Raw genomic sequence first — 25018 nt, forward strand, 5'->3', positions numbered from 1 at the left:
GGTGGTGGCACCTGGGTCCGACGTGGGAAAACGGTTCGGGCCGTACGAGTTGCGGTCGTTGCTGGGCAAGGGGGGTATGGGTGAGGTCTACGAGGCCTACGACACGGTCAAGGACCGGGTAGTCGCGCTCAAACTGCTCTCCGACGAGCTGGCCCAGGATCCGGAGTACCAGGTCCGGTTCCGGCGCGAATCGCAGGCCGCGGCGCGGCTGGCCGAACCGCACATCATCCCCATTCACGACTGGGGCGTGATCGACGGCAGGCTGTTCATCGACATGCGGCTGGTGCCGGGCTCGGATCTGCGCACCATCCTGCAGACCAGCGGCGCGCTGAGCCCGCATCGCGCGGTGTCGGTCATCGAGCAGATCGCCGCCGCCCTCGACGCCGCGCACGCCGACGGGCTCGTGCACCGCGACGTCAAACCCGCCAACATCCTGGTCACCGAGGCCGGCTTCGCCTACCTCGCCGATTTCGGCATCGCCCACACCGAAGGCGACAGCGCCATCACCATGGTCGGCGTCGCCATCGGTTCCTACACCTACATGGCCCCGGAACGATTCGACATCGGCCCGGTCACCAGCCGCGCCGATATCTATTCGCTGGCCTGCGTGCTGCACGAATGCCTCACCGGCGCCTCGCCGTTCCCGGCGGCCAGCATGAGCGTGCTGATCCGATCGCATCTGGCCGAACCACCTCCCCGCCCGAGCGTGCAACGTCCGGGCGTGCCCGCCGCACTGGACGCGGTGATCGCGCGCGGCATGGCCAAGGACCCGAACGATCGGTTCCCCACCGCGACCGAACTCGCTCGCGCCGCGCGGGCCGCGCTGCCTGCCGCGGCCGGTGCGCCTGCCGCCGGATCGGCTCCCGCGACAGGCGGTTTCGCGAGGTTGGTGGTGCGCCCTCCGGACCCGTCGCGGACCGGTGAGCTCAGCGCGGTGGCACCGGAGTCGACCGGCGAAGTGTCGTTGCCCGTCATCCGCCCGAGCGGACCGACCGAGGTGAGCCCCACCGAAACCCAGTTCACCCTGCCGACCCAGGAGATCGGGGTGGCGCCGGGAACCGGCCCGGTGCCGCAGGTGCGCCCGTTCCCCGACGCACACCTGTACGAGGGCGCGCAACTGCATCCCGCGGTCGATCCCGCCGCGCGAGCGGATATGAACGACTATGCGAGCCCGGCCGCCCCCACCCTGCTCGGCGGGCTCGCCGCCGCGGCATCCACCGGCGCCGGCGACGAGTCGGGTGCCGGAATGCGCGGCCGCGGCGGCAGCGATGCGCCATATCCGCCCAGTGAGACGACGCGCGTCTACGGCGCCGCCGAATCCGCGCCCACCGCCCGCCATCCTGGCGCAGGCGACTACCGTGACGAACCCGATCGCGGTGGCTATCCGGCAGATCGTGAGACCCGCGTCTTCGGTGCCGGTGGCTTCGGTACCGGCCCTGACGACGATCGCCCGGACGACCGGCCCTCGGGCGGCTACCCCGCCGATCAGGAAACCCGAATCTACGGCGCACCCGTGGAACCGGCTCCCGGTTACGGATCGTCGCCGGGCTACCCCCAGCCCGCCGGCTACGGCGCACCTCCGCCTCCGTCGTACGGCGAGCCCGCCGGATACGGGACGCCCGATCGACCTGCCGGCGGCGGCTACGGCGAGGAATACGCCGCCGACCAGGGTGGCTACCCACCCGGCGGCTACCCGCCCGCCGGATACCAGCCCGATCCCTACGCACCCGACCCCTACGCGCACGACCCGTACGCACCACAGGGCCGCCGCCGTTCCGTGGTGCTGCCGATCGTGATCGGCGTGCTGGTGGTCGCCGTCATCGCCATCGGCGCCGTGGTCGGCCTGCAGATGTTCGGCTCCGATGACTCCGAATCGACCACCGCGCAGACCACCGCCGCCGCGCCCACGTCGGCAGCGGCGCGCACCGGCGGTGCCACGGGCTCGGCCAGGACCTCGACCACCTCGGCCCGGCCGACACCGATCGCGCTGCCACCGGGCGCCCGTCCATGCGGTCCGCCGCAGACGGTCGCCTTCGCCAATGCCGCGGCAGGCACCCAGGTGACCAGCTGCGAGTTCGCCGAGGAGGTCCGCAAGGCCTACGCCGCGGCAGCCGGCGGCGGACGCGGTAGCGCGCCCGCGTCGGTCGTCGCCGCCAGCCCTATCACCGGCCGGACCTACACCATGAGCTGTTCGGAGCAGGATCGGCTCGTCACTTGCACCGGCGGGGACAACGCCGTGGTGTACGTGTACTGAGGTCAGGCGAATCCGGTCGATTGTCCAGCAGTCGCGACGGCGAGATCGGTTGTGCGTAACCGGGTTCGGTCGCGAGCCATCGGGTATTCTCGGCGCCCCGGGCCGTTGCCGCAGCAACGCAACAGGCGGCCCGGGCGCCGGACGAGTACGGTTTTCGGATGCTGCACCGACACCGAGACCGGGGGGAGATCGCAACCAGAATGTGTCGAAACATGCCAACTGAACAAGCGGGACGCTTCCCGAAGATGCGACAGCGGACGGCCCTGGTCGTCGCCGTGCTGACCGCGCTACTGGTGGTCTCGTGCGGCAGCGAGACCGAGCCCGAGACCCCGGCCATGCCGAGTGTCACCGAGGCTGCGGCCAAGGCCGAGCACGAGGGCCTGTCGATCGTCGTCCCCGGGACGCTGGCCGCCGACATCGCCGAGCTGAGCAAGAGCCAGCAGGGGCGGCTCGGCCTGGCGATCATGCCGGTCGGCGGGGAAAAGCTGGTGACCTTCGGTGATTGGACCACCGGTCCGGCGTGGTCGACGATGAAGGTGCCGTTGGCCATTGCCGCGCTGCGCAAGAGCCAGGGCAGCCCGTCGTATTCGACGACCGCCGCCATCACCGCCTCCGACAACTCCGCGGCCGACGCGCTGTGGCAGTCGCTGGGCACCCCGCAGGAGGCGGCGCAGGCGGTGCAGTCGGTGTTGCGCGAGGGCGGTGACGCGGTCACCACCGTTCCCGCCACCAAGGCCAGGGCGGAGTTCTCGGCCTTCGGCCAGGCCGAATGGGCACTGGCCGATCAGGTGCGCTTCGCCTCGCGGCTGCCGTGCCTGCCGGACTCGGCGGAGGTCGTCGCCTTGATGGGACAGATCATTCCGAATCACCAGTGGGGGCTGGGTTCGGTCTTCGAGACCGCCGATTTCAAGGGCGGCTGGGGCCCCGATGCCGAAGGCGCCTATCTGGTGCGCCAATTCGGCCTGGTCCCGGCGGCGGGCGGGCAGATCGCGGTCGCGTTCGCCGCCCAGCCCGCGTCGGGCAACTTCTCCGACGGGATGACCATGCTGAACAAGATGGCGACGTTGATTTCGCAGCATCTGCGCGAACTCAGCGGCGGGCAGTGCCCGGCCTGAGTCCGGCGGTCACTGTTACTCATCGTTCACGGGGGCGGGGCTCCATCGAGGCCCGATGCGAGGCAAGATAGCGGCCATGCGCATCGGAGTCTTGACCGGAGGCGGAGACTGCCCAGGGCTGAATGCTGTGATCCGCGCCGTCGTACGCACCGCGAACGGGCGTTACGGTGACGCGATCGTCGGTTTCCAGGACGGCTGGCGCGGCCTACTCGAGGATCGCAAGATCCAGATCTTGAACGACGACCGAACCGACCGGCTGCTCAACAAGGGCGGCACCATGCTCGGAACCGCACGCACCAATCCCGACGTGCTGCGCGACGGGCTCGGCCGGATCCAGCAGACCCTCGACGACAACGGCATCGAGGCCCTCATCCCGATCGGCGGCGAAGGCACCCTCACCGCGGCCAGCTGGCTGTCCGACGAGGGTGTGCCGGTCGTCGGCGTGCCCAAAACCATCGATAACGACATCGACTGCACCGACGTCACATTCGGCCACGACACCGCGCTGGCCATCGCCACCGAGGCGATCGACCGGTTGCACACCACCGCGGAATCGCATCAGCGGGTCATGCTGGTCGAGGTCATGGGCAGGCACGCGGGCTGGATCGCGATCCACGCCGGCATGGCCGCGGGCGCACACCTCACGCTCGTACCGGAGGTTCCGTTCGACGTGCAGCAGGTGTGCGCGATGATCAAGCGCCGTTTCCAGCGCGGCGACAAGCATTTCATCTGTGTGGTGGCCGAAGGATCGCATCCCGCGCCGGATTCCGGATTCACCCTGCGTGAAGGTGGAATCGACGAGTTCGGGCACGAGCGGTTCACCGGCGTCGCCCAGCAATTGGGTGTGGAGATCGAGCGCCGGATCGGCAAGGAAGTCCGCACCACGGTGCTCGGGCACGTGCAGCGCGGCGGCAGCCCCACCCCCTACGACCGGGTGCTGGCCACGCGTTTCGGCCTGCATGCCGCCGAGGCCGTGCACGCCGGGCATTTCGGGCAGATGGTCGCGCTGCGCGGTACCGAGATCGGCCTTGTGCCGCTGTCGGAGGCCACCAAGCAGCTCAAGCGGGTCCCGGCCGAGCGGTATCGGGAAGCCGAGGCGTTCTTCGGCTGAGCGATCCGCCCGGCGCCGCATCGCCGCGAACCTTCCCCGGAAACGCGTGCGCGATCAGTACTGTGAAGATCATGCGTGCGCGACGAGTGGCGGTACTGGTGCTGTCCGTGGTGGCCGCGATGTTCGTGGCCGGCTGCTCGGAGGATTCGGGGTCGGGCTCCGATCCCGGCTCGAGTGTGGAGAACCCGGTGCTCGGCGACTGGCACGGCAAGATCGACGTGCCCGGGCAGCCGCTCGAGGTCGGGGTGAACTTCAGCGCCGTCGACAGCGCGACGATCGACATCCCGTCCCAGGGCGTCGCCGATGCCCCGCTGTCGGCGGTCACCGCGAAGGCCGACCAGGTGGAGTTCACCATTCCCGACATACCGGGTGATCCCACCTTCCACGGCCGTCTCGATTCCGCCGCCGGACAGATCACCGGTGACTTCACCCAGTCCGGGCAGACGTTCAAGCTGGTGATGGACAGGGGCGCGATTGCCGCCGCCGCCCGGCCGCAGGAACCGAAACCGCCGTTCCCGTACGTCTCCGAGGACGTCACCTACTCCAACGGCGACATCACCATCGCGGGCACGCTCACCAAGCCGGACGGCGAGGGCCCGTTTCCGGCGGTGCTGATGCTGACCGGCAGCGGCCCGCAGGATCGCAACGAGGAACTGTTCGGGCACAAGCCGTTTCTGCTGATCGCCGATACCCTCACCCGCGCCGGGTACGCCGTGCTGCGCACCGATGACCGTGGTGTCGGCGGCACCAGCGGCAACCTGGACCAGGCCACCTACGACGACCTGGCGGGCGATGCCGCGGCCGGCGTGGACTATCTGCGTAGCCGCGGCGATATCGACCCGGCGCGCGTCGGCCTGTTCGGGCACAGCGAGGGAGGCTACCTCGCCCCGCTGGTCGCCTCGAAGCCCGACAGCGGGGTGGCGTTCGCCATCCTGATGGCCGGCCCCTCCGTCCCCGGCGGGGATGTGCTGATCGAACAGAACCGCGCACTGTTCGCGGCGGGCGGGGCGTCGCCGGAGGAGACCGACGCGCAGGTCGACTACATCACCGCGCTGGCCGACGCGATGCGGGCAGGCGATCTCGACAAGGCCAGGCAGGTGGCGCGCGAGCACAACGAGACGCTGCCGGAAGGCCAGCGGATGACCGACGAACAGATCGATGCGCTGCTCACCCCGTCGATGACGTCGTTCATGAGCTACGACCCCGCGCCCGCGCTGTCGGCGCTGCGGGTGCCGGTGCTCGCCTTCTTCGGCGAGAAGGATCTGCAGGTGCTGCCGAGCCAGAACGAACAGCCCATGCGCGATCTGCTCGCGGGCAACCCGGACGCCACCGTGCACACCTTCCCGGGACTCAACCACCTGATGCAGCCCGCCGGAACCGGGTTGCCCAGCGAATATTCGACCATCGAGACCACCATCGCGCCGGAGGTGCTCGACTACGTGCAGGACTGGCTCATCCAGCGGGTGCCGGCGAAATAACCGCGTGCCGCGCGTGCGTGGACCGTCGGCGCGCCCGCCGGTAGCCCTTACATAGACTGTTCGCCATGAGCGCACCTACCGTCGAGCTGATGGATTACGCCGATGTCGTGACCCGGTACGAGCCGGTGCTCGGCATGGAGGTTCACGTCGAGCTGTCCACCGCGACCAAGATGTTCTGCGGGTGCCCCACCGAGTTCGGCGCCGAACCGAATACTCAGGTGTGCCCGGTGTGCCTCGGCCTGCCCGGCTCGCTGCCGGTGGTGAACGAGAAGGCCGTCGAGTCGGCCATCCGCATCGGTCTGGCGCTCAACTGTTCGATCACCCCGTGGGGCCGGTTCGCGCGCAAGAACTACTTCTACCCGGACCAGCCGAAGAACTACCAGATCAGCCAGTACGACGAGCCCATCGCCACCGACGGGCACCTGGATGTGGTGCTCGACGACGGCAGCACCTTCCGCGTCGACATCGAGCGCGCGCATATGGAAGAAGACACCGGCAAGTCGGTGCACATCGGTGGCGCGACCGGCCGCATCCACGGCGCCAGCCATTCGCTGCTCGATTACAACCGGGCCGGGGTGCCGCTGATCGAGATCGTCACCAAGCCGATCACCGGTGCGGGGGAGCGGGCGCCGGAGGTGGCCCGCGCGTATGTGACGGCGCTGCGTGATCTGCTGAAGTCGCTGCACGTCTCCGACGTGAAGATGGAGCAGGGCTCGCTGCGCTGTGACGCCAATGTCTCGCTGATGCCGGTCGGCGCCACCGAATTCGGCACCCGCACCGAGACCAAGAACGTCAACTCGCTGCGCAGCGTCGAGGTGGCGGTCCGCTACGAGATGCGCCGCCAGGCAGCGGTACTCGCCTCCGGCGGTTCGATCGTGCAGGAGACCAGGCATTTCCACGAGTCCGACGGCTCGACCTCGCCCGGGCGCCGCAAGGAGACCGCCGAGGACTACCGCTATTTCCCCGAGCCGGATCTGCGTCCGGTCGCCCCGGATGCCGAGTGGATCGAGCAGTTGCGCACCACGATTCCGGAATACCCGTGGCTGCGCCGCGCCCGTATCCAGTCCGACTGGGGCCTGTCGGATGAGGTGATGCGCGATCTGGTCAACGCCGGCGCCCTCGACCTGATCATCGCCACCGTCGACGCGGGCGCACCCGCCAACGAGGCCCGCTCCTGGTGGGTGGCCTACCTGACCGAGAAGGCCAAGGAACGCGAGGTCGCGCTTGAGGATCTGCCGATCACCCCCGCACAGGTGGCGGAGGTGATCACGCTGGTCGAGGCCAAGACGGTGAACAACAAGGTCGCCAAGCAGGTCGTGGACTTCGTACTGGCCGGTGAGGGCGATCCGGCGCAGATCGTGGAGGCCAAGGGCCTCGGCATGGTCAGCGATGAGGGCGCCCTGCAGGCCGAGGTCGACAAGGCCCTGGCCGCCAACCCCGATATCGCCGACAAGATCCGCTCGGGCAAGGTGCAGGCCGCGGGCAAGATCGTCGGTGACGTCATGAAGGCCACCCGCGGCCAGGCCGACGCGGCCCGCGTCCGCGAACTCGTGCTGGCCGCCTGCGGCGCCTGATCTATCGCAGCCGAAAACGCCCTGTCCGCTGGATCAGCGGGCAGGGCGTTTCTGCGTTGTGGGCCGCATCTTCCGGGCTTGCGGCTTCATCTGGCGTGCCGTGCACCTGCTGGGCCGGCTACCTCCGCTGCGCCCGATTCACTTCCTGAGCCGTCCGATCACCGCGACCATTCGCGATGATCGGACCGGCGAGCGGGATCAGTCCGGCCCGCCGCCTCCTGCGGCCGGCGGCGGGATTCGCACGACGCGGTCGTCGAACGGCCCCGGCGTGCCGCCCTCGTTCTTGTTGACGGTGGACACCCAGATCGTCCCGTCGCCGCCGGAGGCCGCACCGCTGAGCTGTCCGTACTTGTCCTGCGCCACCAGCGTGGGCGCCGCGGTCACCGCGTGTGTATCCGGATCGGTGACGGCCAGCGCCAGCGCCTTCGCGCCGGTCAGTGCGATCGCCACTCCGTCGGCCGCCGCCGCGCAGCCCGCGACACCGGGACGATCCGGCCAGGTCCACGCCGTGCTGACGGCGCCGTCGGGTGCCAGCCGTTGCAACCGGTCCTCGGTGGCGGTGCGGTCGGTGATCCAGACACCTTGGGTGCTGTCGAGGCAGATATCGCCCGCGGTGCCGATCCCGGAGATCACCACCTCCGGTGACGCCGAACCGTTGGGGCTGGGCGAATTCACCCGCAGCAGCTTGCCCGCCAGCGACGACTGCGCCGCCGCCGCGCCGGGATTGCCCGCGTCGCCGGTGAGCACCAGCATCCGGTCCGGTGCGGTGAACTCGATGGCCCCGCGATTACCGGTGGCGCCCTTCGGGATTCCGGTCAGCACCGGCTTGGGCGCGCCGCCGCCCTCGGCGATCCGCACCACCCGGTTATCGCTGCCGGTGGTGATGTAGGCGTAGAGCAGGCCGTCCTCGCCGTAGGTGGGCGAGAGCGCGAGATCGGTGAGTCCGCCGTCGCCGGAACCGTCGACCTCGACGCGCGCGATCTCCACCGGCGGCTGCTCGGGCACCACCTTCATGATCCGTCCGGTGCGCCGCTCGGTGACCAGCGCGGACCCGCCGAGCGAGACCAGGCCGCCGGTGGTGTCCAGACACGTCGCCACCACCGCCGGATCGGGGTCGATGCACGGTCCGCTCGGGCGGGTTGTCGAGGTCGGCGGCCGATCGGGCTTCTTCGGCTCGATATTCGCGCCGTGCAGCGTCGGCTCGGGCGTGAACGGACTGGACGCGGAATCGTCGAACCGCGCGCAGCCACCCAGCAGCATCGAGCCGAGCACCACCCCCACCACCAAGCGCCTCGCGCCAACCGACTTCATACCCCCAAACGTAACGGAAACCTCCGCCCGCGCGCCTGCCCACCCGCGTGGCCGAAACAGGTCAACCGGACACGCCGTCGCTCGAGAGGGTTAACCGGCGGGCGCGCGCGGCTTAGGCTGAACGGGTGAGCGACAAGTCGAAAGACGAGCCCGAATCCGCTGCGAGCACGGCGGAGCAGCGTGCGGTGTCATCGTCGGAGGGCGGCGTCGGCAGCCCCTACGATTCACCGACCGGTGAGTTCCCCGCGGTGGGCGACGAGCGCCCGAAGATGACCAAGCAGATCCCGCGCACCGAAGAGGAGCTGGGGCTAGACCCCGAGGTCGACGCCCCCGGCTCCGGCGCCGCCTCCGCGAAGGACGCCGCCGCGAACGACTCCGATGCGAAGAGCACCGACCCGGACGCCACCTACGCCTATGCCAGCATTCCGCCCGCCGCTGCGCCGCCCACCGGCGCCGCGGCCAACCGAGTGCGTCGCCGCAATGGCGACAACCGGCGCGGCACCCTCGATCTCGGTCTGTTCCTGCTGCGGCTGGTCGTCGGCGGCACCTTCCTCTATCACGGCATGCAGAAGCTGGCGGGGTGGTTCGACGGCCCCGGCATCGACGGCACCCGCCAGATGATGGAGAAGGGCGGCTGGGATCATCCGTCGCTGTCGGCCGCGATGCTCATCGCCGGTGAGGTCGGCGGCGGCATCCTGCTCATCCTCGGCTTGGCCACGCCGCTGGCCGCTGGCGCCGTGCTGGCCGTCATTCTGGACGCCTGGGCTTGGAAGCAGGGCATGCACCCAGACTTCCAGTACACGCAGGGCACCGGCGCGGTCGAGCTGGAGACCATCCTCGCCGGCACCGCCGCGGTCATCATCCTGACCGGTCCCGGCCGCTGGGCCCTCGACCGCAACCGCGGCTGGGCCACCCGTCCCGCCTGGGGCTCGTTCGTCGTGCTGCTGCTCGCGATCGCCGCGGCCGCGGGCGCCTACTGGTACCTGCACGGCGGCAACCCTCTGGTCGGCATCGGCCCCTTCGACTGAGCGAACGCGCGAAGCAACAAGAAGGGCGCTCCCGTCAGCTGACGGGAGCGCCCTTCTTCATGGCCGAAGTCGCGCGCCTACTTCACGTACCGCACCGCACCCTTGTCGGCCGAGGTCGCCATCGCGGCGTACGCGCGCAGCGCGGTGGTCACCGGCCGGTCCCGGTTGACCGGCTGCCACGGGTTCTCCCGCGCCTCCATCTTGGCGCGACGGTCGGCCAGCACGGCGTCGTCGACCAGCACCTCGAGGGTGCGGCTGGCGACGTCGATGCGGATCTGATCGCCGTCCTCCACCAGACCGATGACGCCGCCACTGGCCGCCTCGGGGGAGATGTGGCCGATCGACAGGCCCGAGGTGCCGCCGGAGAAGCGGCCATCGGTGATCAGCGCGCATTCCTTACCGAGGCCCGAGCCCTTGAGGAACGCGGTGGGGTGCAGCATCTCCTGCATGCCGGGGCCGCCGGCCGGACCCTCGTAGCGCACCACGATCACATCGCCGGGCTTGATCTTCTTGGCCAGGATCACCGACACGGCCTCCTCTTGGGATTCGACCACCACGGCCGGCCCCTGGAAGGTGAACAGTTCCTCGTCGATGCCCGCGGTCTTGAGGATCGCGCCGTCGGGGGCGATATTGCCGCGCAGCACGACCAGTCCGCCCTCGGCGGTGTAGGCGTGCTCGAGGTCGCGGATGCAGCCGTTGGCGGCGTCGGTGTCGAGCGAGGACCAGCGGTTGTCGGTGGAGAACGGCTCGGTGGTGCGCACCCCGCCCGGCGCGGCGTGGAACAGTTCGATGGCCTCCTCGGAGGCCTTGCCGGAGCGGATGTCCCAGGTGTCGAGCCATTCGTCGAAGCTCGCGGTGTGCACCGTGGTCACATCGGTTTCCAGCAGGTTCGCCCGCCGCAGCTCGCCCAGCAGCGCGGGGATGCCGCCGGCGCGGTGCACGTCTTCCATGTGGTAGTCGGAGTTCGGCGCCACCTTCGACAGGGTGGGCACCCGGCGGCTGATCTCTTCGATGGTGTTCAGGTCGAAGTCGATCTCACCCTCCTGCGCGGCGGCCAGGGTGTGCAGCACGGTGTTGGTGGAACCGCCCATCGCGACGTCGAGGGCCATCGCATTGCGGAAAGCCTTGGCATTGGCGACATTGCGCGGCAGCACCGAGGCGTCGTCGTCGCGGTACCAGCGGGTGGCGATGTCGATGATGACGCGCCCCGCCTTCTCGAACAGGGCACGGCGTGCGGCGTGGGTGGCGAGGGTGGATCCGTTGCCGGGCAGGGCGAGTCCGAGTGCTTCGGTGAGGCAGTTCATCGAGTTCGCGGTGAACATGCCCGAGCATGAACCGCAGGTCGGGCAGGCGCTGCGCTCGACCTCGTCGAGTCCCTCATCGGTGACCGCGGAGTTGGCGCTCGCCGAGATCGCGGTGACGAGGTCGGTCGGGGCCTGCGCGACACCGCCGACCACGACGGCCTTGCCGGCCTCCATCGGGCCGCCGGAAACGAACACCGCGGGGATGTTGAGCCGCATGGCGGCATTGAGCATGCCGGGGGTGATCTTGTCGCAGTTGGAGATGCACACCAGCGCGTCGGCGGTGTGCGCGTTCACCATGTATTCCACCGAGTCGGCGATGATCTCGCGGCTGGGCAGCGAGTACAGCATGCCGCCGTGGCCCATGGCGATGCCGTCGTCGACGGCGATGGTGTGGAACTCGCGCGGCACACCGCCGGCTTCGCGCACCGCGTCGGCGACGATCTCGCCGACGTCCTTGAGGTGCACGTGCCCTGGCACGAACTGGGTGTAGGAGTTGGCGATGGCGACGATCGGCTTACCGAAATCGGAGTCGGTCATACCGGTGGCCCGCCACAGGGCGCGGGCGCCTGCGGCATTGCGGCCGATGGTGGTGGTTCGTGAACGAAGCGGTGGCATGGGTGGGTCCTCGGTGGGTCGCGGGGGCTGGGATGCGACGACGTCGAGCGGCTCGGCGGATCAGCCGGGGATGCCCGGCGGTCCGGCCGACGCACTGCTCGGCGTTTCCTCGACGTTACTCCCGCACCTGGCACGGGCTGTGTGCCGGTGGGGGAGCGGGGATCAGCTGCCCGGGGTGGTGTCGGTGTCGCGTGCGGCCGCGGTATCGGCCTCGCTGGGGGTCGGTGTGTCGCCGCCCGTGGTCGGGTCGGCGCCCGAACTGGGCTCGGTGGTGCCATCGGTAGTGGCCTCCGCCGATTCGATCGGCTCCGCGGGCCCGGCGAACGGGTCGGGGATTCGTCCGCCCGAAGCGTCCACCAGTTCGCGCAACCGGTCGTAGCTTACCGCCGGCAATTTGACCTCACTGTCGTCGTCGAGGTGCACCCGGACATACCCACGCTTGGGAATACGGATGCCGCGCACCTGCGCCCAGTCGATATGGCGGGAGCCGAAGACCGTGCGCAGATCCAGTCCGGCGCCGGAGACCGTGGTCTGGGTGCGCAGAATCCACACCGACACCGCGATCGGCAGCGCGAACAGCCACCACAGCGCGGCGGGCCAGCCGACGAACGGGAAGAACACGCACAGCACCAGCACCAACACGCCGATGAAGTTCAGTCGTGTGATGCGGATGACACGGGCCGGTGTGCCCTCGCTCGCCTGACCACCCGTATCCGGCGCCGCGTCGGACGTGTGGGACGATTTAGCCGGTGGCACGGACTGATGCGGTGATGACACACCACCATCCTCGCATCATGGTGGACGGACTCGAGCACCCACTGTCGTCCCACATAATGGGACGGCGTAGGCCAGCAGTTTGACTCTTCACCTCACGCACAAATACCGTCATGCGCGTGAATCGAAACGAGTTGCTCGTAATCGGCCGGCGCGTCCAGCGTTGAGCCCGACTACCTGATACGTCAGCTCGCACTGCGACGCGCCACCCTCGAACAGCCATGTGCTGTCGGGGGCTTTTTTGTGTTCGGACCATGACCGCTGTCCGGACGGGCAGGCACCGCCACTCGCGGCTCGCCCGGGGTCATAACGACAAGAGGTAAGGAACCAAGACGGTGAGCGCACCAACCGCCCGGCCCGGGCCCTCGGCCCGCAGGCCAGCGCCTTCGGCGAACCAGCCGGCAGCTGCCGGTACTCCCGCGACGACCACGGCCAACCGCCGCCAGCTCCCGCCCGAGCGGGTCGCCGGCGCGCAGTCGGTCGTCCGCTCGCTCGAGGAGCTCGGCGTCGACACCGTATTCGGCATTCCCGGCGGCGCCATCCTGCCCGTCTACGACCCGCTGTTCGACTCGACCAAGGTGCGTCACGTCCTGGTGCGCCACGAGCAGGGCGCCGGTCACGCCGCCACCGGGTACGCCCAGGCCACCGGCAAGGTCGGTGTCTGCATGGCGACCTCCGGTCCCGGCGCCACCAACCTGGTCACCCCGATCGCCGACGCCCAGATGGACTCGGTGCCGATCGTCGCGATCACCGGTCAGGTCGGTCGCGGGCTCATCGGCACCGATGCCTTCCAGGAAGCCGACATCTCCGGCATCACCATGCCGATCACCAAGCACAACTTCCTGATCACCGACGGCGCCGACATCCCGCGCATGATCGCCGAGGCGTTCTACCTGGCCTCCAGCGGCCGTCCGGGCGCGGTGCTGGTCGACATCCCCAAGGACGTGCTGCAGGCGCAGACCACCTTCAGCTGGCCGCCGGAGATGCGGCTGCCCGGCTACCGCCCGGTTACCAAGCCGCACGGCAAGCAGGTGCGTGAGGCCGCCCGGCTGATCGCCGAGGCCAAGGCTCCGGTGCTCTACGTCGGCGGTGGTGTGATCAAGGCCGACGCCTCGGCCGAGCTGCTGGAGCTGGCGGAACTGACCGGCATCCCGGTGGTGACCACGCTGATGGCGCGCGGCGCGTTCCCCGACAGCCACCGCCTGCACTGCGGCATGCCCGGCATGCACGGGTCGGTGGCCGCGGTGGCGGCGTTGCAGAAGTCGGATCTGCTGATCACCCTCGGCGCCCGGTTCGACGACCGGGTGACCGGTCAACTGGACTCCTTCGCGCCCGGCGCCAAGGTCATCCACGCCGATATCGACCCCGCCGAGATCGGCAAGAACCGGCACGCCGACGTCCCGATCGTCGGCGACTGCCGCGAGGTGATCATCGAGCTGATCGAGACCCTGAAGTCCGATCCGGCCCAGACCATGCCGTTCGAGCTGACCGAATGGTGGACCTACCTCGACGGCATCCGCGACGCCTACCCGCTGGGCTGGACCGCGCCAAGCGACGGCTCGCTGTCGCCGGAGTTCGTCATCGACGCGCTGGGCCGCCTGGCCGGACCCGACGCGATCTACTGCGCCGGCGTCGGCCAGCACCAGATGTGGGCCGCCCAGTTCATCAAGTACGAGAAGCCGCGCACCTGGCTCAACTCCGGTGGCCTCGGCACCATGGGCTACGCCGTCCCGGCCGCCATGGGCGCCAAGATGGGCGCACCGGACAAGGAGGTCTGGGCGGTCGACGGTGACGGCTGCTTCCAGATGACCAACCAGGAGCTGGCCACCTGCGCGGTGGAGGGCGTGCCGATCAAGGTCGCGCTGATCAACAACGGCAACCTCGGCATGGTCCGCCAGTGGCAGACCCTGTTCTACGAGGAGCGCTACTCCAACACCGACCTCGGCACCCACACCCTGCGCATCCCGGACTTCGTGAAGCTCGCCGAAGCGCTGGGCTGCCACGGCATCCGGGTGGAGAAGGAAGAAGACGTCGAGGCCGCGATCCGGGAGGCGCAGTCGATCAACGACCGCCCGGTCGTCATCGACTTCATCGTCGGCAAGGACGCCCAGGTGTGGCCGATGGTCGCCGCGGGCACCAGCAACGACGAGATCATGGCCGCCCGCGGCATCCGTCCGCTGTTCGACGAGGACGAGACCGCCGCCGAGCCCGCCGTCATCCACGAGGCCCTGTCCCATGACCGCAGCCAGGCCGGCCGTCCCGCCGACGCGGGCGCACAGACCAGCGAGGGGAACCAAGAATGAGCAGCACCCACACCCTCAGCGTCCTCGTCGAGGACAAACCGGGCGTGCTGGCGCGAGTGGCGAGCCTGTTCTCTCGCCGCGGCTTCAACATCGAATCGCTGGCGGTCGGCGGCACCGAGGTTCCCGACATCTCCCGGATGACGATCGTCGTCACCGTCGAGGATCTGCCGCTCGAGCAGGTGACCAAGCAGCTCAACAAGCTGGTCAACGTCATCAAGATCGTCGAGCAGGACGCCGAGGCCTCGGTGGCCCGCGAGCTGATCCTGGTGAAAGTGCGCGCCGACGCCAGCGTGCGCACCCAGGTGATCGAGGCCGTTACGCTCTTCCGGGCGAAGGTCATCGACGTGTCCCCGGACGCGCTCACCGTCGAGGCGACCGGAACCCGGTCCAAGCTCGACGCGCTGCTGCGGATGCTGGAACCGTACGGCATCCGTGAGATCGTGCAGTCCGGTGTGGTGGCGGTCGGACGCGGGCCGAAGTCGATCACGGCAACCCGCTAAAGTTGGTGGCGATCGACGGCTCGGCCTCGTCGCTGCTCCCCGCGCAGGCGGGGTTTCGAACACAAACCGTTGTACAAGCGCGCACGTCGCGCACATCGTGTTCCCCGCGTCTGCGGGGATGATCCGAAGGGAACCACAACAGTGGCAGTCGAGATGTTCTACGACGACGATGCCGATCTGTCGATCATCCAGGGCCGCAAGGTCGCGGTGATCGGTTACGGCAGCCAGGGCCACGCGCACTCGCTGAGCCTGCGCGACTCGGGTGTCGAGGTCCGCGTCGGCCTCGCCGAGGGCTCGAAGTCGCGGCCGAAGGCCGAGGAGGCCGGGCTGACCGTCGGCACCCCCGCCGAGGTTTCCGCGTGGGCCGACGTGATCATGGTGCTGGCCCCCGACACCGCCCAGGCGTCGATCTTCACCAATGACATCGAGCCGAACCTGAAGGACGGCGACGCGCTGTTCTTCGGCCACGGCCTCAACATCCACTTCGGCCTGATCAAGCCGCCGGCCAACGTCACCATCGGCATGGTGGCGCCGAAGGGCCCCGGCCACCTGGTGCGTCGTCAGTTCGTCGACGGCAAGGGTGTTCCGGCGCTGATCGCGGTCGATCAGGACCCGAAGGGTGAGGGCCAGGCGCTGGCGCTGTCCTACGCCAAGGCGATCGGTGGCACCCGCGCGGGCGTCATCAAGACCACCTTCAAGGAAGAGACCGAGACCGACCTGTTCGGTGAGCAGGCCGTGCTCTGCGGTGGCACCGAGGAACTGGTCAAGACCGGTTTCGAGGTCATGGTCGAGGCCGGTTACGCGCCGGAGATGGCCTACTTCGAGGTGCTGCACGAGCTGAAGTTGATCGTCGACCTGATGTACGAGGGCGGCATCGCGCGGATGAACTACTCGGTCTCCGACACCGCCGAGTTCGGTGGCTACCTGTCGGGCCCGCGGGTCATCGACGCCGACACCAAGAAGCGGATGCAGGACATCCTCAAGGACATCCAGGACGGCACCTTCGTCAAGCGCCTGGTCGCCAACGTCGAGGGCGGCAACAAGGAGCTCGAGGCGCTGCGTAAGAAGAACGCCGAGCACCCGATCGAGGTCACCGGCGCCAAGCTGCGCGGCCTGATGAGCTGGGTCGATCGCCCGATCACCGAGACCGCGTAAGTTCCGCTCGCGAGAAAGGGCCCGTTCGCCGATGGCGGACGGGCCCTTTCGCATGGGGTGATCAGATCACCGGCCGAACGATCCGCTCGGCAGCAGCTGCTGCAGCAGCCGCCACAGTGGGTCGTTGCCGCGGCCGCGATCCCAATCCCAGTTCCGGTCGTGATCGCACTTGCGGTCGTGGTCCCACTTGTCGTGACCACACTTGCGGTCATGGTCCCACTTGCGGTCGTGCTCCCATGGGTTGTCCCAGCCGTGATGCGGCCGGTCGACCTGGGTCACACCCGGAGGCGCCGTCGCGGGGTCGGCCGCGGCCGGGGCCGCAACCGCTGCCAGCGGAAACACCGTGATAGCGCCTGCGATGGCGACGCGGGCCGCCGTCCGGCGTACCGCCGTGGACGAGGTAGTCGTGAACACTGTCGTTTCCTTTCCAGCCGGCCGCGATGCTTGCCGATCGCAGCCCTTCGCCGTGACTCGAGACCCTGACCGTATGTCCGGGATGTGCGTGGTTCGCGCGGACGAGGCGTGAGCGCGCACGCGGGCCGAGGCGGTTCGGGCTCGGATGACACCGGATCCCGGCCGGCCGACGAGGTCGACGAGAGGGCCGAGCAGCGGTGACACATGTCCTACTCTTGCGCACTTCAGCGCAAAGGTCACGGGTGTGGGCAGGTTTGTGTTCGAGGATCATTCGAATGGATGAGACGCCACCCATCCGGGCACGCCGGACGGGTCGGGGGCAATAGGGGACACACCGGATTTCGCGGTGTCATTGTGTTGTCGCAGGTGGCGGGCAAGACTGTGTGGATGACGAATACGGTGGTCGATGCTCCGCCGTCGATACGCGAGCACGATGGTCGCGCGGTGCGTGCGCAGGTGCCGCGTTCCGCGTTGGGCGAGGTGCGCCTGCCCGCCGATCGCGACCCGATCGCCATCCTGGAACGGCAGGCGGCCACCCGGGTCCCCGAGCTGGTGCCGATCCGCTATGCCCGGATGGCCGCCGGTCACTTCCCGTTCCTGCGCGGCGCGCCCGCGATCATGGCCGCCGACCTGGCGGCCACCCCGAACACCGGCCTGACGGTGCAACTGTGCGGCGACGCCCACCTGTCCAACTTCGGTGTCTTCGCCTCGCCGGAACGCTCGCTCGTCTTCGACCTCAACGATTTCGACGAAACGCTGCCCGGTCCCTTCGAATGGGACGTGAAACGGCTGGTGGCCAGCATCGCGGTCGCCGCACGAGCCAACGGCAGCACCGATGACGAGGCCGCCGGGTCGGCGCGCACTGCGGCAGCGGCCTACCGCGAAGGCATGCGACGGCTGGCCGGACTCGACTCCCTCGAGGTCTGGTACGAGCAGGTCGACGCCGACACCCTAGTCGATCTGGTGCGTAAACCGAAGCGCCGCAAGAACGTCGAGAAGAGCCTGGATGCCGCCCGTCGCCGTACCAGCCTCCAGGCGCTGCACAAGCTCACCGAGCTCGGTCCGGACGGTCGTCTGCGCATCCGGCAGCAACCGTCACTGCTCACCCCGGTCGCCGACGCCGACGCCGATGCCGTCGAGGAGGTCTTCGCCGCCTATCGGCGTTCGCTGCCCGAGGAACGCCGGGTGCTGGTGAACCGGTACCGGATCGTGGATTTCGCGCGCAAAGTAGTTGGCGTCGGCAGCGTCGGCACCCGCTGTTTCGTGGTGCTGCTCATCGACCGCGATACCGGCGGCCCGCTGTTTCTGCAGGTGAAGGAGGCCGAGGAATCGGTGCTCGCAGCGCATCTGGCGCCGAGTGTGTTCCACAATCACGGCCACCGCGTGGTGCACGGGCAGCGGTTGATGCAGACCGCGAGCGATATCTTCCTCGGCTGGATCGCCGGACCGCAGGGCCGCCACTTCTACTGGCGGCAGCTGCGCGATATGAAGGGCTCCGCCGAGATCGACGCGATGTCACGCGCGGGCCTGCGCCAGTACGCCGCACTGTGCGGGCACACCCTCGCCCGGGCCCATGCCCGCTCGGGCGACCGCATCGCCATCGCCGACTATCTCGGGTCCGGCGATGCGTTCGACCGAGCCATGGCCGCCTTCGCCCTCGCCTACGCCGATCAGACCGTCAGCGATCACCGAGCGCTGGTCGAGGCCATCGAATCCGGACGCGTCGAAGCTGCGGCGAACCCGTACTGAACCGCGGGGTGGCCGGGCCGCGCAGGCATTGCGTGACCGCGCGGGTCGCGGTCTGATGCGCGGTGAGTCCCGCCATCTCGAACTGATCCATGGCGGCGTCCAGATCGAATATGTCGTTGTCGCCGAAGACATTCGCCACCGTGTCATGGGTGACCGCGCCGATCTCGGCGGCACAGATCAGGGTGATCGCGTGCGCGCGTTGTTCGTCGTTGGGGCGGCCGGTGGCCAGGCAGGTGATCAGCTCGGCGACCGAATCGGTGGTCCACAGGCCGGGCAGCGCCGAAGCCGACTGCGCCACCGAGGGAGAGTCGGCGCGGCACCAACGCCCGGCATCCCACCAGTAGCAGAACGCGGTGAGACCGGTGTCGGCGTGTGGATTGAGCATCGGGTCGACGGCCCAGTCCGGCGGCTCGGGGTGCACCGGTGGCGGTGCATCGTCGTCGAATCGCAGAGCGTCCGATGTCCACACGCCACCGGAGAGCACCGCGCGGCCGCCGGGCAGGGCGTACAGCGTAGAGCCGCTGTTGCCGGAGCTTTCGAACCATGCCAGCGACGGCAACATGCGCGGCCCCCACTGCGACCCCGAGGCGGCGAAGGCAGCCGACATCGCCGCCCATCGGGCCCAGAGCTGCGGAAACGGCGGTAGATCGACGTCGGTACAGGTGCGTGTCCGTAGGCTCATCAGATCGCCGCGGTCAGTTCGAGGTGGATACTGTCGGGATCGTTGAAGCCGAGAATCGCGATGCCGAATTGGTCCATCTCGACGATGTCCCCGTGCTCCACACCCGCCTCGTCGAAGCGGGCGATGGCCTTGATCAGGTCCTCGCGGGAATCGACGGTGAAGCTGAGGTGGTCGAGACCGACGCGCTCGGAATCGAAGTGATCGTCCGGGTCGGCGACCGGTCGCAGCCCGAGCAGCATTCCGCCGGGGGTCTGGAAGACGACGCCGCCGTAGAGCTGGAAGGGGTCGGCGCGGACGAGTGGGTCGGCCGGGTTTCCGGGCGACTCGGCCGCCACCTCGAAGCCGAGCACGTCTTCGTAGAACTCACGCGAGCGTTGGAGATCGGTGACGGTCAAACGGATGTGGTGGACGAGGCTGGTGGCAAGCGACATGCGGGACTCCGAGGGGGTGATCGATCGGCGGACGACGGCTCGGGGCTGCCGAGGTGAGGGGGCCGAACAACTGTGCGGGCCGTCACTGGAATCGACACTATGCGGCCTGTCCGCCATTACCGAGTGTCGGAAACGACATGTTCAGTACTATTCCCGACATGGATGTCGGGGTGTTCGTGATGGATGGTGTGGCCGACTTCGGTTTGGCGGCATTGCAGGAAACGTTCAACACCGCCAATGCCGCTCGCGACCAGCTCGAGACGCCGCCCGCCCCGTGGCGGGTGCGCACCGTATCGTTCGGCGACAGCGTCACCTCCGGACATGGGCACACCATCGCCACGACAGCGCTGGCCGACGGTGCGGCCGAACCCGACATGATGATCGTGCCCGCGGTGCAGGTGCTCGATCCCGAACCGTTGGTAGAGCTGGTGGCCTCGGCCCGCAGCAAGCCTGTGCTGGATCGGATCCGGCAGGTCCACCAGAACGGCACGCATGTGGCGGGCGCCTGCTCGGGAACCTTCTTCCTGGCCGAGGCCGGTGTGCTCGACGGATCCGCGGCGACCACCAGCTGGTGGCTCGGCCCGACGTTCCGGCGCCGGTACCCGCAGATCGCGCTCGACGAGAGCCGCATCCTCTGCCGCGGCCCGCGCGTCAGCACCGCGGGCGCCGCGCTGTCGCACATGTATCTCGCGCTGTCGCTTGTGCAATCGGTGAGTCCCGCGCTGGCCGAACTCACCAGCCGGTACATGGTCGCCGGCAACGGGCGCAAGCAGAGCGACTTCGTGCTGCCCGAGATCATCGCCCGCGGCAATTCGGTCACTGCGGCCTTCGAACGCTGGGTGCGCGACCATCTGGCCGAGCAGTTCCTGATCTCCACCGCCGCGCAGGCGATCGGCGTCACCGAACGCAGCTTGCAGCGCGCCACCCAGGCCGAACTGGGCATGTCACCACGCGACTTCGTCAACGACATCCGGCTGGAACGTGCCGCGCAGCTGCTACGCACCACCGATCTGACGTTGGACGCGGTCGCCTCGCGGGTCGGGTACCTGAACGCGGGGACCTTGCGGGGCCTGGTGAAGCGGCGCCGGGGGGTCTCGATCGCCGAGCTGCGTTCGTCTCCGCTCGCATGGTGACGTCTGGGCCCTGACCGAGGCGTTTTACACTGTCTACCGATGAGTAACTTCTTTGCCTCGGTGGACGAGGTGACCCGCAGGCTCACCGCCGCCGGCTATCTGCCGTCCACCGATATCGCCACCGCCGTGTTCCTGGCGGGCCATCTGGGCAAACCGCTGCTCATCGAAGGCCCCGCCGGCGTCGGCAAGACCGAACTGGCCAAGGCCATCGCCGCCACCGCCGCGGCCGAGCTGATCCGTTTGCAGTGCTACGAAGGCATCGACGAAGCGCGCGCCCTCTACGAGTGGAACCACGCCAAGCAGTTGCTGCGCATCACCGCCACCGAGGGTGACGGCTGGGACAGCACCCGCGAGCATGTCTTCACCGAAGAGTTCCTGCTCTCGCGCCCGCTGCTGGCCGCCATCCGCAACCCGGAGCCGACGGTGTTGCTGATCGACGAACTCGACAAGGCCGACGTCGAACTCGAAGGCCTGCTGCTCGAGGTGCTCGGCGACTACCAGGTCAGCATCCCCGAGCTCGGCACCATTCGCGCGGTCCGCAAGCCGTTCGTCATCCTGACCTCCAACGCCAATCGCGAGCTGTCGGAGGCATTGAAGCGCCGCTGCCTCTATCTGCACATCGACTATCCAACCGCCGAATTGGAACGCGCCATCGTCCGGCTGCGGGTTCCCGAACTCGATGCGGCACTGACCGAACCTGTCGTGCGCACGGTCGGCGCGCTCCGCCAACTCCCGCTGCGCAAGGCGCCGTCGGTCGCCGAAACCGTCGATTGGGCAAGGACTCTCGTCGCGCTGGGGGCGCGCCGGCTCACCGGCACGATGGTGCGGTCGACACTGGGTGTGTTGTTGAAGCATCAGTCCGATCATCGGGTCGCGGTGGAGCGGCTCGAGCTGGATGAGTCAGGTACGACGGGAGAGCCGGCGTGAGGGCGACCTGTGGGTGGCCTGTTCGCACTCGTGCGCGGCGCCGCGTTTCGCAGGGTAGGGCCGATAGGTGACGCCGTCGACACAGCGAACCGGTGATCACACGGCCGGATCACGCCACGAATCGATGACCGACCGCCTGGTCGCCTTCGTCACCCTGCTCCGCGAGCACGGCATCACCGCAGGCCCCAGCGAAACCATCGACGCCGCCGAAGCCATCGTCGCCCTCGGCACCGACAACCCTGATCAGTTACGCTCCGGCCTGGCCGCAACCCTGCTGCGCCGCAACGGCCAACGTTCGGTGTTCGATCAGCTCTTCGACCTCTACTTCCTCGGCCGAGCCGGATTCGGCGAAGTGCGCGAACCGAATTCCAACGCCATAGAAACCCTGCGTGACGAACTCGTCACCACCCTCGCCGCCAACAACCTTGATGCCACAACAGAACTCGCCCGCCGCGCCCTCACTGAACTCGGCGGCTATGGCAGCGGGGGACAGGGCGCAGGCGCATCGGGTGTTGTCACGACAGCCTCCGGCGCAGGTTGGTCGTCGTACTTGACCTTGAAGGCGCTGCGACCCGACGACCTCGCCGAACGCATCGTCTCCCGAATGGGCAGCGCCACCAGCGAATTCGACACCGCGGTGCACACCATCGAAGCCGACCGCCGCCTGCGCGCCTTCCGCGCCGCCCTGCAAACCGAGGCCCGCATCCGGTCCGCCGAGCTGCGCGGCACCGACTACATCGCCCGCCGCGGCGTCGAATCCAGCAGCGACCGCATCGATTTCCTCGGCGCCCGCGAACAGGACCTCGCCGAGATGCGCCGCCTCGTCCACCCGCTGGCCCGCAAGCTCGCCACCCGACTGGCCGCCCGCCGCCGCAAGGCCGTCCGCGGCCAGATCGACCTGCGCCGCACCCTGCGCGCCTCCATGTCCACCGGCGGCGTCCCCGTCACCCCCGTCCTGCGCGCCCGCAAACACGGCCGCCCCGACCTCGTCGTGCTCGCCGACCTCTCCGGCTCCGTCACCGGCTTCGCCGAATTCACCCTCCTGCTGGTGTCCGCCCTGCAAGACCAGTTCAGCCGCGTCCGCAGCTTCGGCTTCATCGACACCTGCGCCGAAATCACCCCCTGGTTCACCCCCGGCACCCCACCCACCCCCGACCTCACCGCCCGCATCATCCGCGAATCCGGCGTCACCCGCTTCGGCAGCAGCAACTACGGCGAAGCCCTCGCCGGCTTCGTCACCAACCACCTCGACGCCCTAGGCCCCCGCACCTCCCTCCTCATCCTCGGCGACGCCCGCACCAACCGCACCGACCCGAATCTCGCCGCGTTGACCCTCATGCTCGACAAGGCCAAACACGCCTACTGGTTGAACCCCGAACCGGCCCGCTCCTGGAACACCGGGGATTCCGCGGCCCATCTCTACGCGGAGCACGTCACGATGCATGAGTGCCGGAACGTGGTGCAGTTGGCTGAGGTAGTGGGCAGACTCCTGCCCGCGTGAGCGCGGGCGTCGGCCCGCCTGTAACACCACCCGAGTCGGGGAAGATTTCACGCACGAGTTTCCTCGAAAAAGCAGCGGCGCGGGTGTAGTGAGGCGGGCAGGGTGGACAATGCGCAGGAGTGGAGTTTCGACGTCCCGACGACGGGGACCAAGCATCTTCCGCCGGACCCGCGATATATGGAGGCCTTGAGCAGCCAGGGCTACGGTTTCGAAGCCGCAATCGCCGACCTCGTCGACAACTCCATCGACGCAGGCGCCAAGGATGTGGTCATTCACTTCCTGCGCGACGGGGACAGCCTGGTCAGCCTGTTGGTCATCGATGACGGGCGCGGCATGTCCGAGGACGAGCTCGATATCGCCATGACCGTCGGCGGCCGCCGGAATTACCAGCCCGGCGCTCTCGGCATGTTCGGCACCGGCCTCAAATCCGCCTCCCTTAGCCACGCGAGTGCCGTCACGGTCGTCAGCCGCACCAAAACAACGCGCCCTGCCGGTCGGCGCTGGGTGATGGAACACGCATTGGCCGGTTTCCAGTGCGATATCGTTGCGCCTGAATACGCGATGTCATTGATCGATCGCTATGACCAGTGTCCGATCCGGTGGAACGGCACCGTGATTCGATGGGATGGGGTGAAGAACTTCCCGACCCGAGGTGGGGGCGGTCAGACCGACCGCTACCTGCACCGCACCATCAATAAACTGGGGCTGCACCTGGGCCTGCAACTGCATCGCTTCCTTGCGCGGGCGGACTTCAACATCACGATCGCGGTCGAGGACATCCGTACCGGTGCGATCTACATGAACTTCGGTGTGCAGCCGCTGGATCCGTTCGGCTACCCGGTCACCGGCCACGCCGACTATCCGCGCAAGTTCGTGGCCGAGGTCCCGTCGCTCGGACCGGTATTTCTGACTGCCCATATCTGGCCGCCGAAATCGAACGTCGACCAGTACCGGGCGGTCGGCAGCGTCATCGACCGTCAGGGCTTCTACTTTTGTCGCAACGGTCGGGTCGTCCAGGCCGGCGGCTGGAACAACTTTCGGCAGCCGGAACAGCATCTTTCGCTTGCGCGGGTGGCCATCGATGTGCCTGACCAACCTGGCGATGTGTTCCGGCTCAGCGTAAAGAAGGAGGGCGTGGAGTCCTCACCGGAATTCCTTACCGCCTTGGAATCCGCTGCCGACGCCAGTGGAAATCTTTTCGTCGACTATCTCGCCGATGCCCAGCAGACCTACCGGGAGGCCCGGAAAAGAGCGGGCGCGACGCGTAAGGCGGTCATCCCGCCCGGCCGCGGGTTCGGACCCGAAGTGCGCGAGACGATCGAGGAGGAATTGCCACTCATCCCGGGCGAGGAGCCGATTTCGATCCTGTGGCAGAAGCTAGCCGGCGACGAGTTCTTCGACATCGATCGCGAGAACCGGGTCATTGCGCTGAACCGCCGCTACCGCCCCGCGATCCTCGGCGGCAGGGCAGGCAGCCTGAACGATGCTCCCACCATGAAGGCCTTGCTGTACCTGCTGGTGCACGAGGTTTTCCAGAAGGAGTACAGCGGGCGGCGAGTCAAGGACAACTTGCAGTTGTGGCAGGCGGTGCTGGTCGCGGCAGCCCGGACCGAGCTGGCGGAAATCTCGGAATCCGGAGGGCAGCAATGAACAGTGAAC

The 25018-nt window shown here is 68.5% G+C and carries 20 protein-coding genes; 14 read left to right on the forward strand and 6 right to left on the reverse strand.

Features of this window, described 5'->3' with window-relative positions:
* The first annotated feature begins 4 nt into the window (after positions 1–4).
* From FEK34_RS30390 to gatB, 5 genes are all read left to right on the forward strand, one after another.
* Positions 5–2254: a serine/threonine-protein kinase gene (locus FEK34_RS30390; RefSeq protein ID WP_212748730.1), complete on the forward strand. Its 2250-nt coding sequence runs from the start codon at positions 5–7 to the stop codon at positions 2252–2254.
* 212 nt (positions 2255–2466) lie between these two features.
* Positions 2467–3369, forward strand: a complete 903-nt coding sequence (locus tag FEK34_RS07355) for a hypothetical protein (RefSeq protein WP_249358842.1) — start codon at positions 2467–2469, stop codon at positions 3367–3369.
* 76 nt (positions 3370–3445) lie between these two features.
* A complete protein-coding gene (locus FEK34_RS07360) occupies positions 3446–4480 on the forward strand; it encodes an ATP-dependent 6-phosphofructokinase (protein ID WP_138447120.1) in 1035 nt (344 codons plus the stop codon).
* Between the two features lie 71 nt (positions 4481–4551).
* Positions 4552–5958 (forward strand): alpha/beta hydrolase family protein, encoded by a 1407-nt coding sequence (locus FEK34_RS07365; RefSeq protein ID WP_171048081.1) that lies wholly within the window; start codon positions 4552–4554, stop codon positions 5956–5958.
* 65 nt (positions 5959–6023) lie between these two features.
* The gene (gene gatB, locus FEK34_RS07370) at positions 6024–7532 is read left to right on the forward strand and encodes an Asp-tRNA(Asn)/Glu-tRNA(Gln) amidotransferase subunit GatB (RefSeq protein ID WP_138447121.1); all 1509 of its coding nucleotides are present in this window, start codon (positions 6024–6026) and stop codon (positions 7530–7532) included.
* 198 nt (positions 7533–7730) lie between these two features.
* Here gatB and FEK34_RS07375 read toward each other — a convergent pair whose 3' ends face one another.
* On the reverse strand, positions 7731–8843 hold the full coding sequence (locus FEK34_RS07375; RefSeq protein WP_138447122.1) for a PQQ-dependent sugar dehydrogenase: 1113 nt from the start codon (positions 8841–8843) through the stop codon (positions 7731–7733).
* Between the two features lie 125 nt (positions 8844–8968).
* Between FEK34_RS07375 and FEK34_RS07380 the strand changes: the two genes are divergently transcribed.
* Positions 8969–9871: a DoxX family protein gene (locus tag FEK34_RS07380; protein ID WP_138447123.1), complete on the forward strand. Its 903-nt coding sequence runs from the start codon at positions 8969–8971 to the stop codon at positions 9869–9871.
* Positions 9872–9948: 77 nt separating this feature from the next.
* Here FEK34_RS07380 and ilvD read toward each other — a convergent pair whose 3' ends face one another.
* Both ilvD and FEK34_RS07390 read right to left on the reverse strand, forming a co-directional pair.
* A complete protein-coding gene (gene ilvD, locus FEK34_RS07385) occupies positions 9949–11790 on the reverse strand; it encodes a dihydroxy-acid dehydratase (protein WP_138447124.1) in 1842 nt (613 codons plus the stop codon).
* A gap of 162 nt (positions 11791–11952) precedes the next feature.
* Positions 11953–12567, reverse strand: coding sequence for a PH domain-containing protein (locus FEK34_RS07390; RefSeq protein ID WP_212748722.1), 615 nt, complete (start codon positions 12565–12567; stop codon positions 11953–11955).
* A 332-nt stretch (positions 12568–12899) separates the two neighbouring features.
* Here FEK34_RS07390 and FEK34_RS07395 point away from each other — a divergent pair, with 332 nt between their 5' ends.
* The 3 genes from FEK34_RS07395 to ilvC all read left to right on the forward strand — a co-directional run bounded on the left by FEK34_RS07395 (position 12900) and on the right by ilvC (position 16522).
* Positions 12900–14867 (forward strand): acetolactate synthase large subunit, encoded by a 1968-nt coding sequence (locus FEK34_RS07395; protein ID WP_138447125.1) that lies wholly within the window; start codon positions 12900–12902, stop codon positions 14865–14867.
* Positions 14864–15367, forward strand: coding sequence for an acetolactate synthase small subunit (ilvN, locus tag FEK34_RS07400; RefSeq protein WP_014352179.1), 504 nt, complete (start codon positions 14864–14866; stop codon positions 15365–15367). The genes FEK34_RS07395 and ilvN overlap by 4 nt, the downstream gene beginning before the upstream one ends.
* Positions 15368–15520: 153 nt before the next feature.
* On the forward strand, positions 15521–16522 hold the full coding sequence (ilvC, locus tag FEK34_RS07405; RefSeq protein ID WP_171048118.1) for a ketol-acid reductoisomerase: 1002 nt from the start codon (positions 15521–15523) through the stop codon (positions 16520–16522).
* A 66-nt stretch (positions 16523–16588) separates the two neighbouring features.
* On the opposite strand, the gene FEK34_RS07410 is transcribed toward ilvC, so the two are convergent.
* Positions 16589–16936: a hypothetical protein gene (locus FEK34_RS07410; RefSeq protein WP_138447127.1), complete on the reverse strand. Its 348-nt coding sequence runs from the start codon at positions 16934–16936 to the stop codon at positions 16589–16591.
* 387 nt (positions 16937–17323) lie between these two features.
* Here FEK34_RS07410 and FEK34_RS07415 point away from each other — a divergent pair, with 387 nt between their 5' ends.
* Entirely contained in the window at positions 17324–18685 is a 1362-nt protein-coding gene (locus tag FEK34_RS07415; protein WP_138447128.1) for a DUF2252 domain-containing protein, read from the forward strand.
* Here the strand turns inward: FEK34_RS07415 and FEK34_RS07420 are convergent.
* A complete protein-coding gene (locus FEK34_RS07420) occupies positions 18615–19367 on the reverse strand; it encodes a hypothetical protein (protein WP_138447129.1) in 753 nt (250 codons plus the stop codon). The two genes, FEK34_RS07415 and FEK34_RS07420, sit on opposite strands and share 71 nt — an antisense overlap.
* A complete protein-coding gene (locus FEK34_RS07425; RefSeq protein ID WP_138447130.1) occupies positions 19367–19798 on the reverse strand; it encodes a VOC family protein in 432 nt (143 codons plus the stop codon). The genes FEK34_RS07420 and FEK34_RS07425 overlap by 1 nt, the downstream gene beginning before the upstream one ends.
* Positions 19799–19956: 158 nt before the next feature.
* On the opposite strand from FEK34_RS07425, the gene FEK34_RS07430 reads away from it, so the two are divergent.
* From FEK34_RS07430 to FEK34_RS07445, 4 genes are all read left to right on the forward strand, one after another.
* Entirely contained in the window at positions 19957–20931 is a 975-nt protein-coding gene (locus tag FEK34_RS07430) for a GlxA family transcriptional regulator (protein ID WP_138447131.1), read from the forward strand.
* A 39-nt stretch (positions 20932–20970) separates the two neighbouring features.
* Complete coding sequence (locus tag FEK34_RS07435) at positions 20971–21858, forward strand: AAA family ATPase (RefSeq protein WP_138447132.1); 888 nt, start codon at positions 20971–20973, stop codon at positions 21856–21858.
* Positions 21859–21982: 124 nt separating this feature from the next.
* Positions 21983–23359 (forward strand): vWA domain-containing protein, encoded by a 1377-nt coding sequence (locus FEK34_RS31105; protein ID WP_138447133.1) that lies wholly within the window; start codon positions 21983–21985, stop codon positions 23357–23359.
* A gap of 102 nt (positions 23360–23461) precedes the next feature.
* Positions 23462–25009, forward strand: coding sequence for an ATP-binding protein (locus FEK34_RS07445; RefSeq protein WP_249358844.1), 1548 nt, complete (start codon positions 23462–23464; stop codon positions 25007–25009).
* The last annotated feature ends 9 nt before the right edge of the window (positions 25010–25018 follow it).

This window comes from Nocardia cyriacigeorgica, from assembly GCF_005863245.1.
Classification (GTDB): domain Bacteria; phylum Actinomycetota; class Actinomycetes; order Mycobacteriales; family Mycobacteriaceae; genus Nocardia; species Nocardia cyriacigeorgica_C.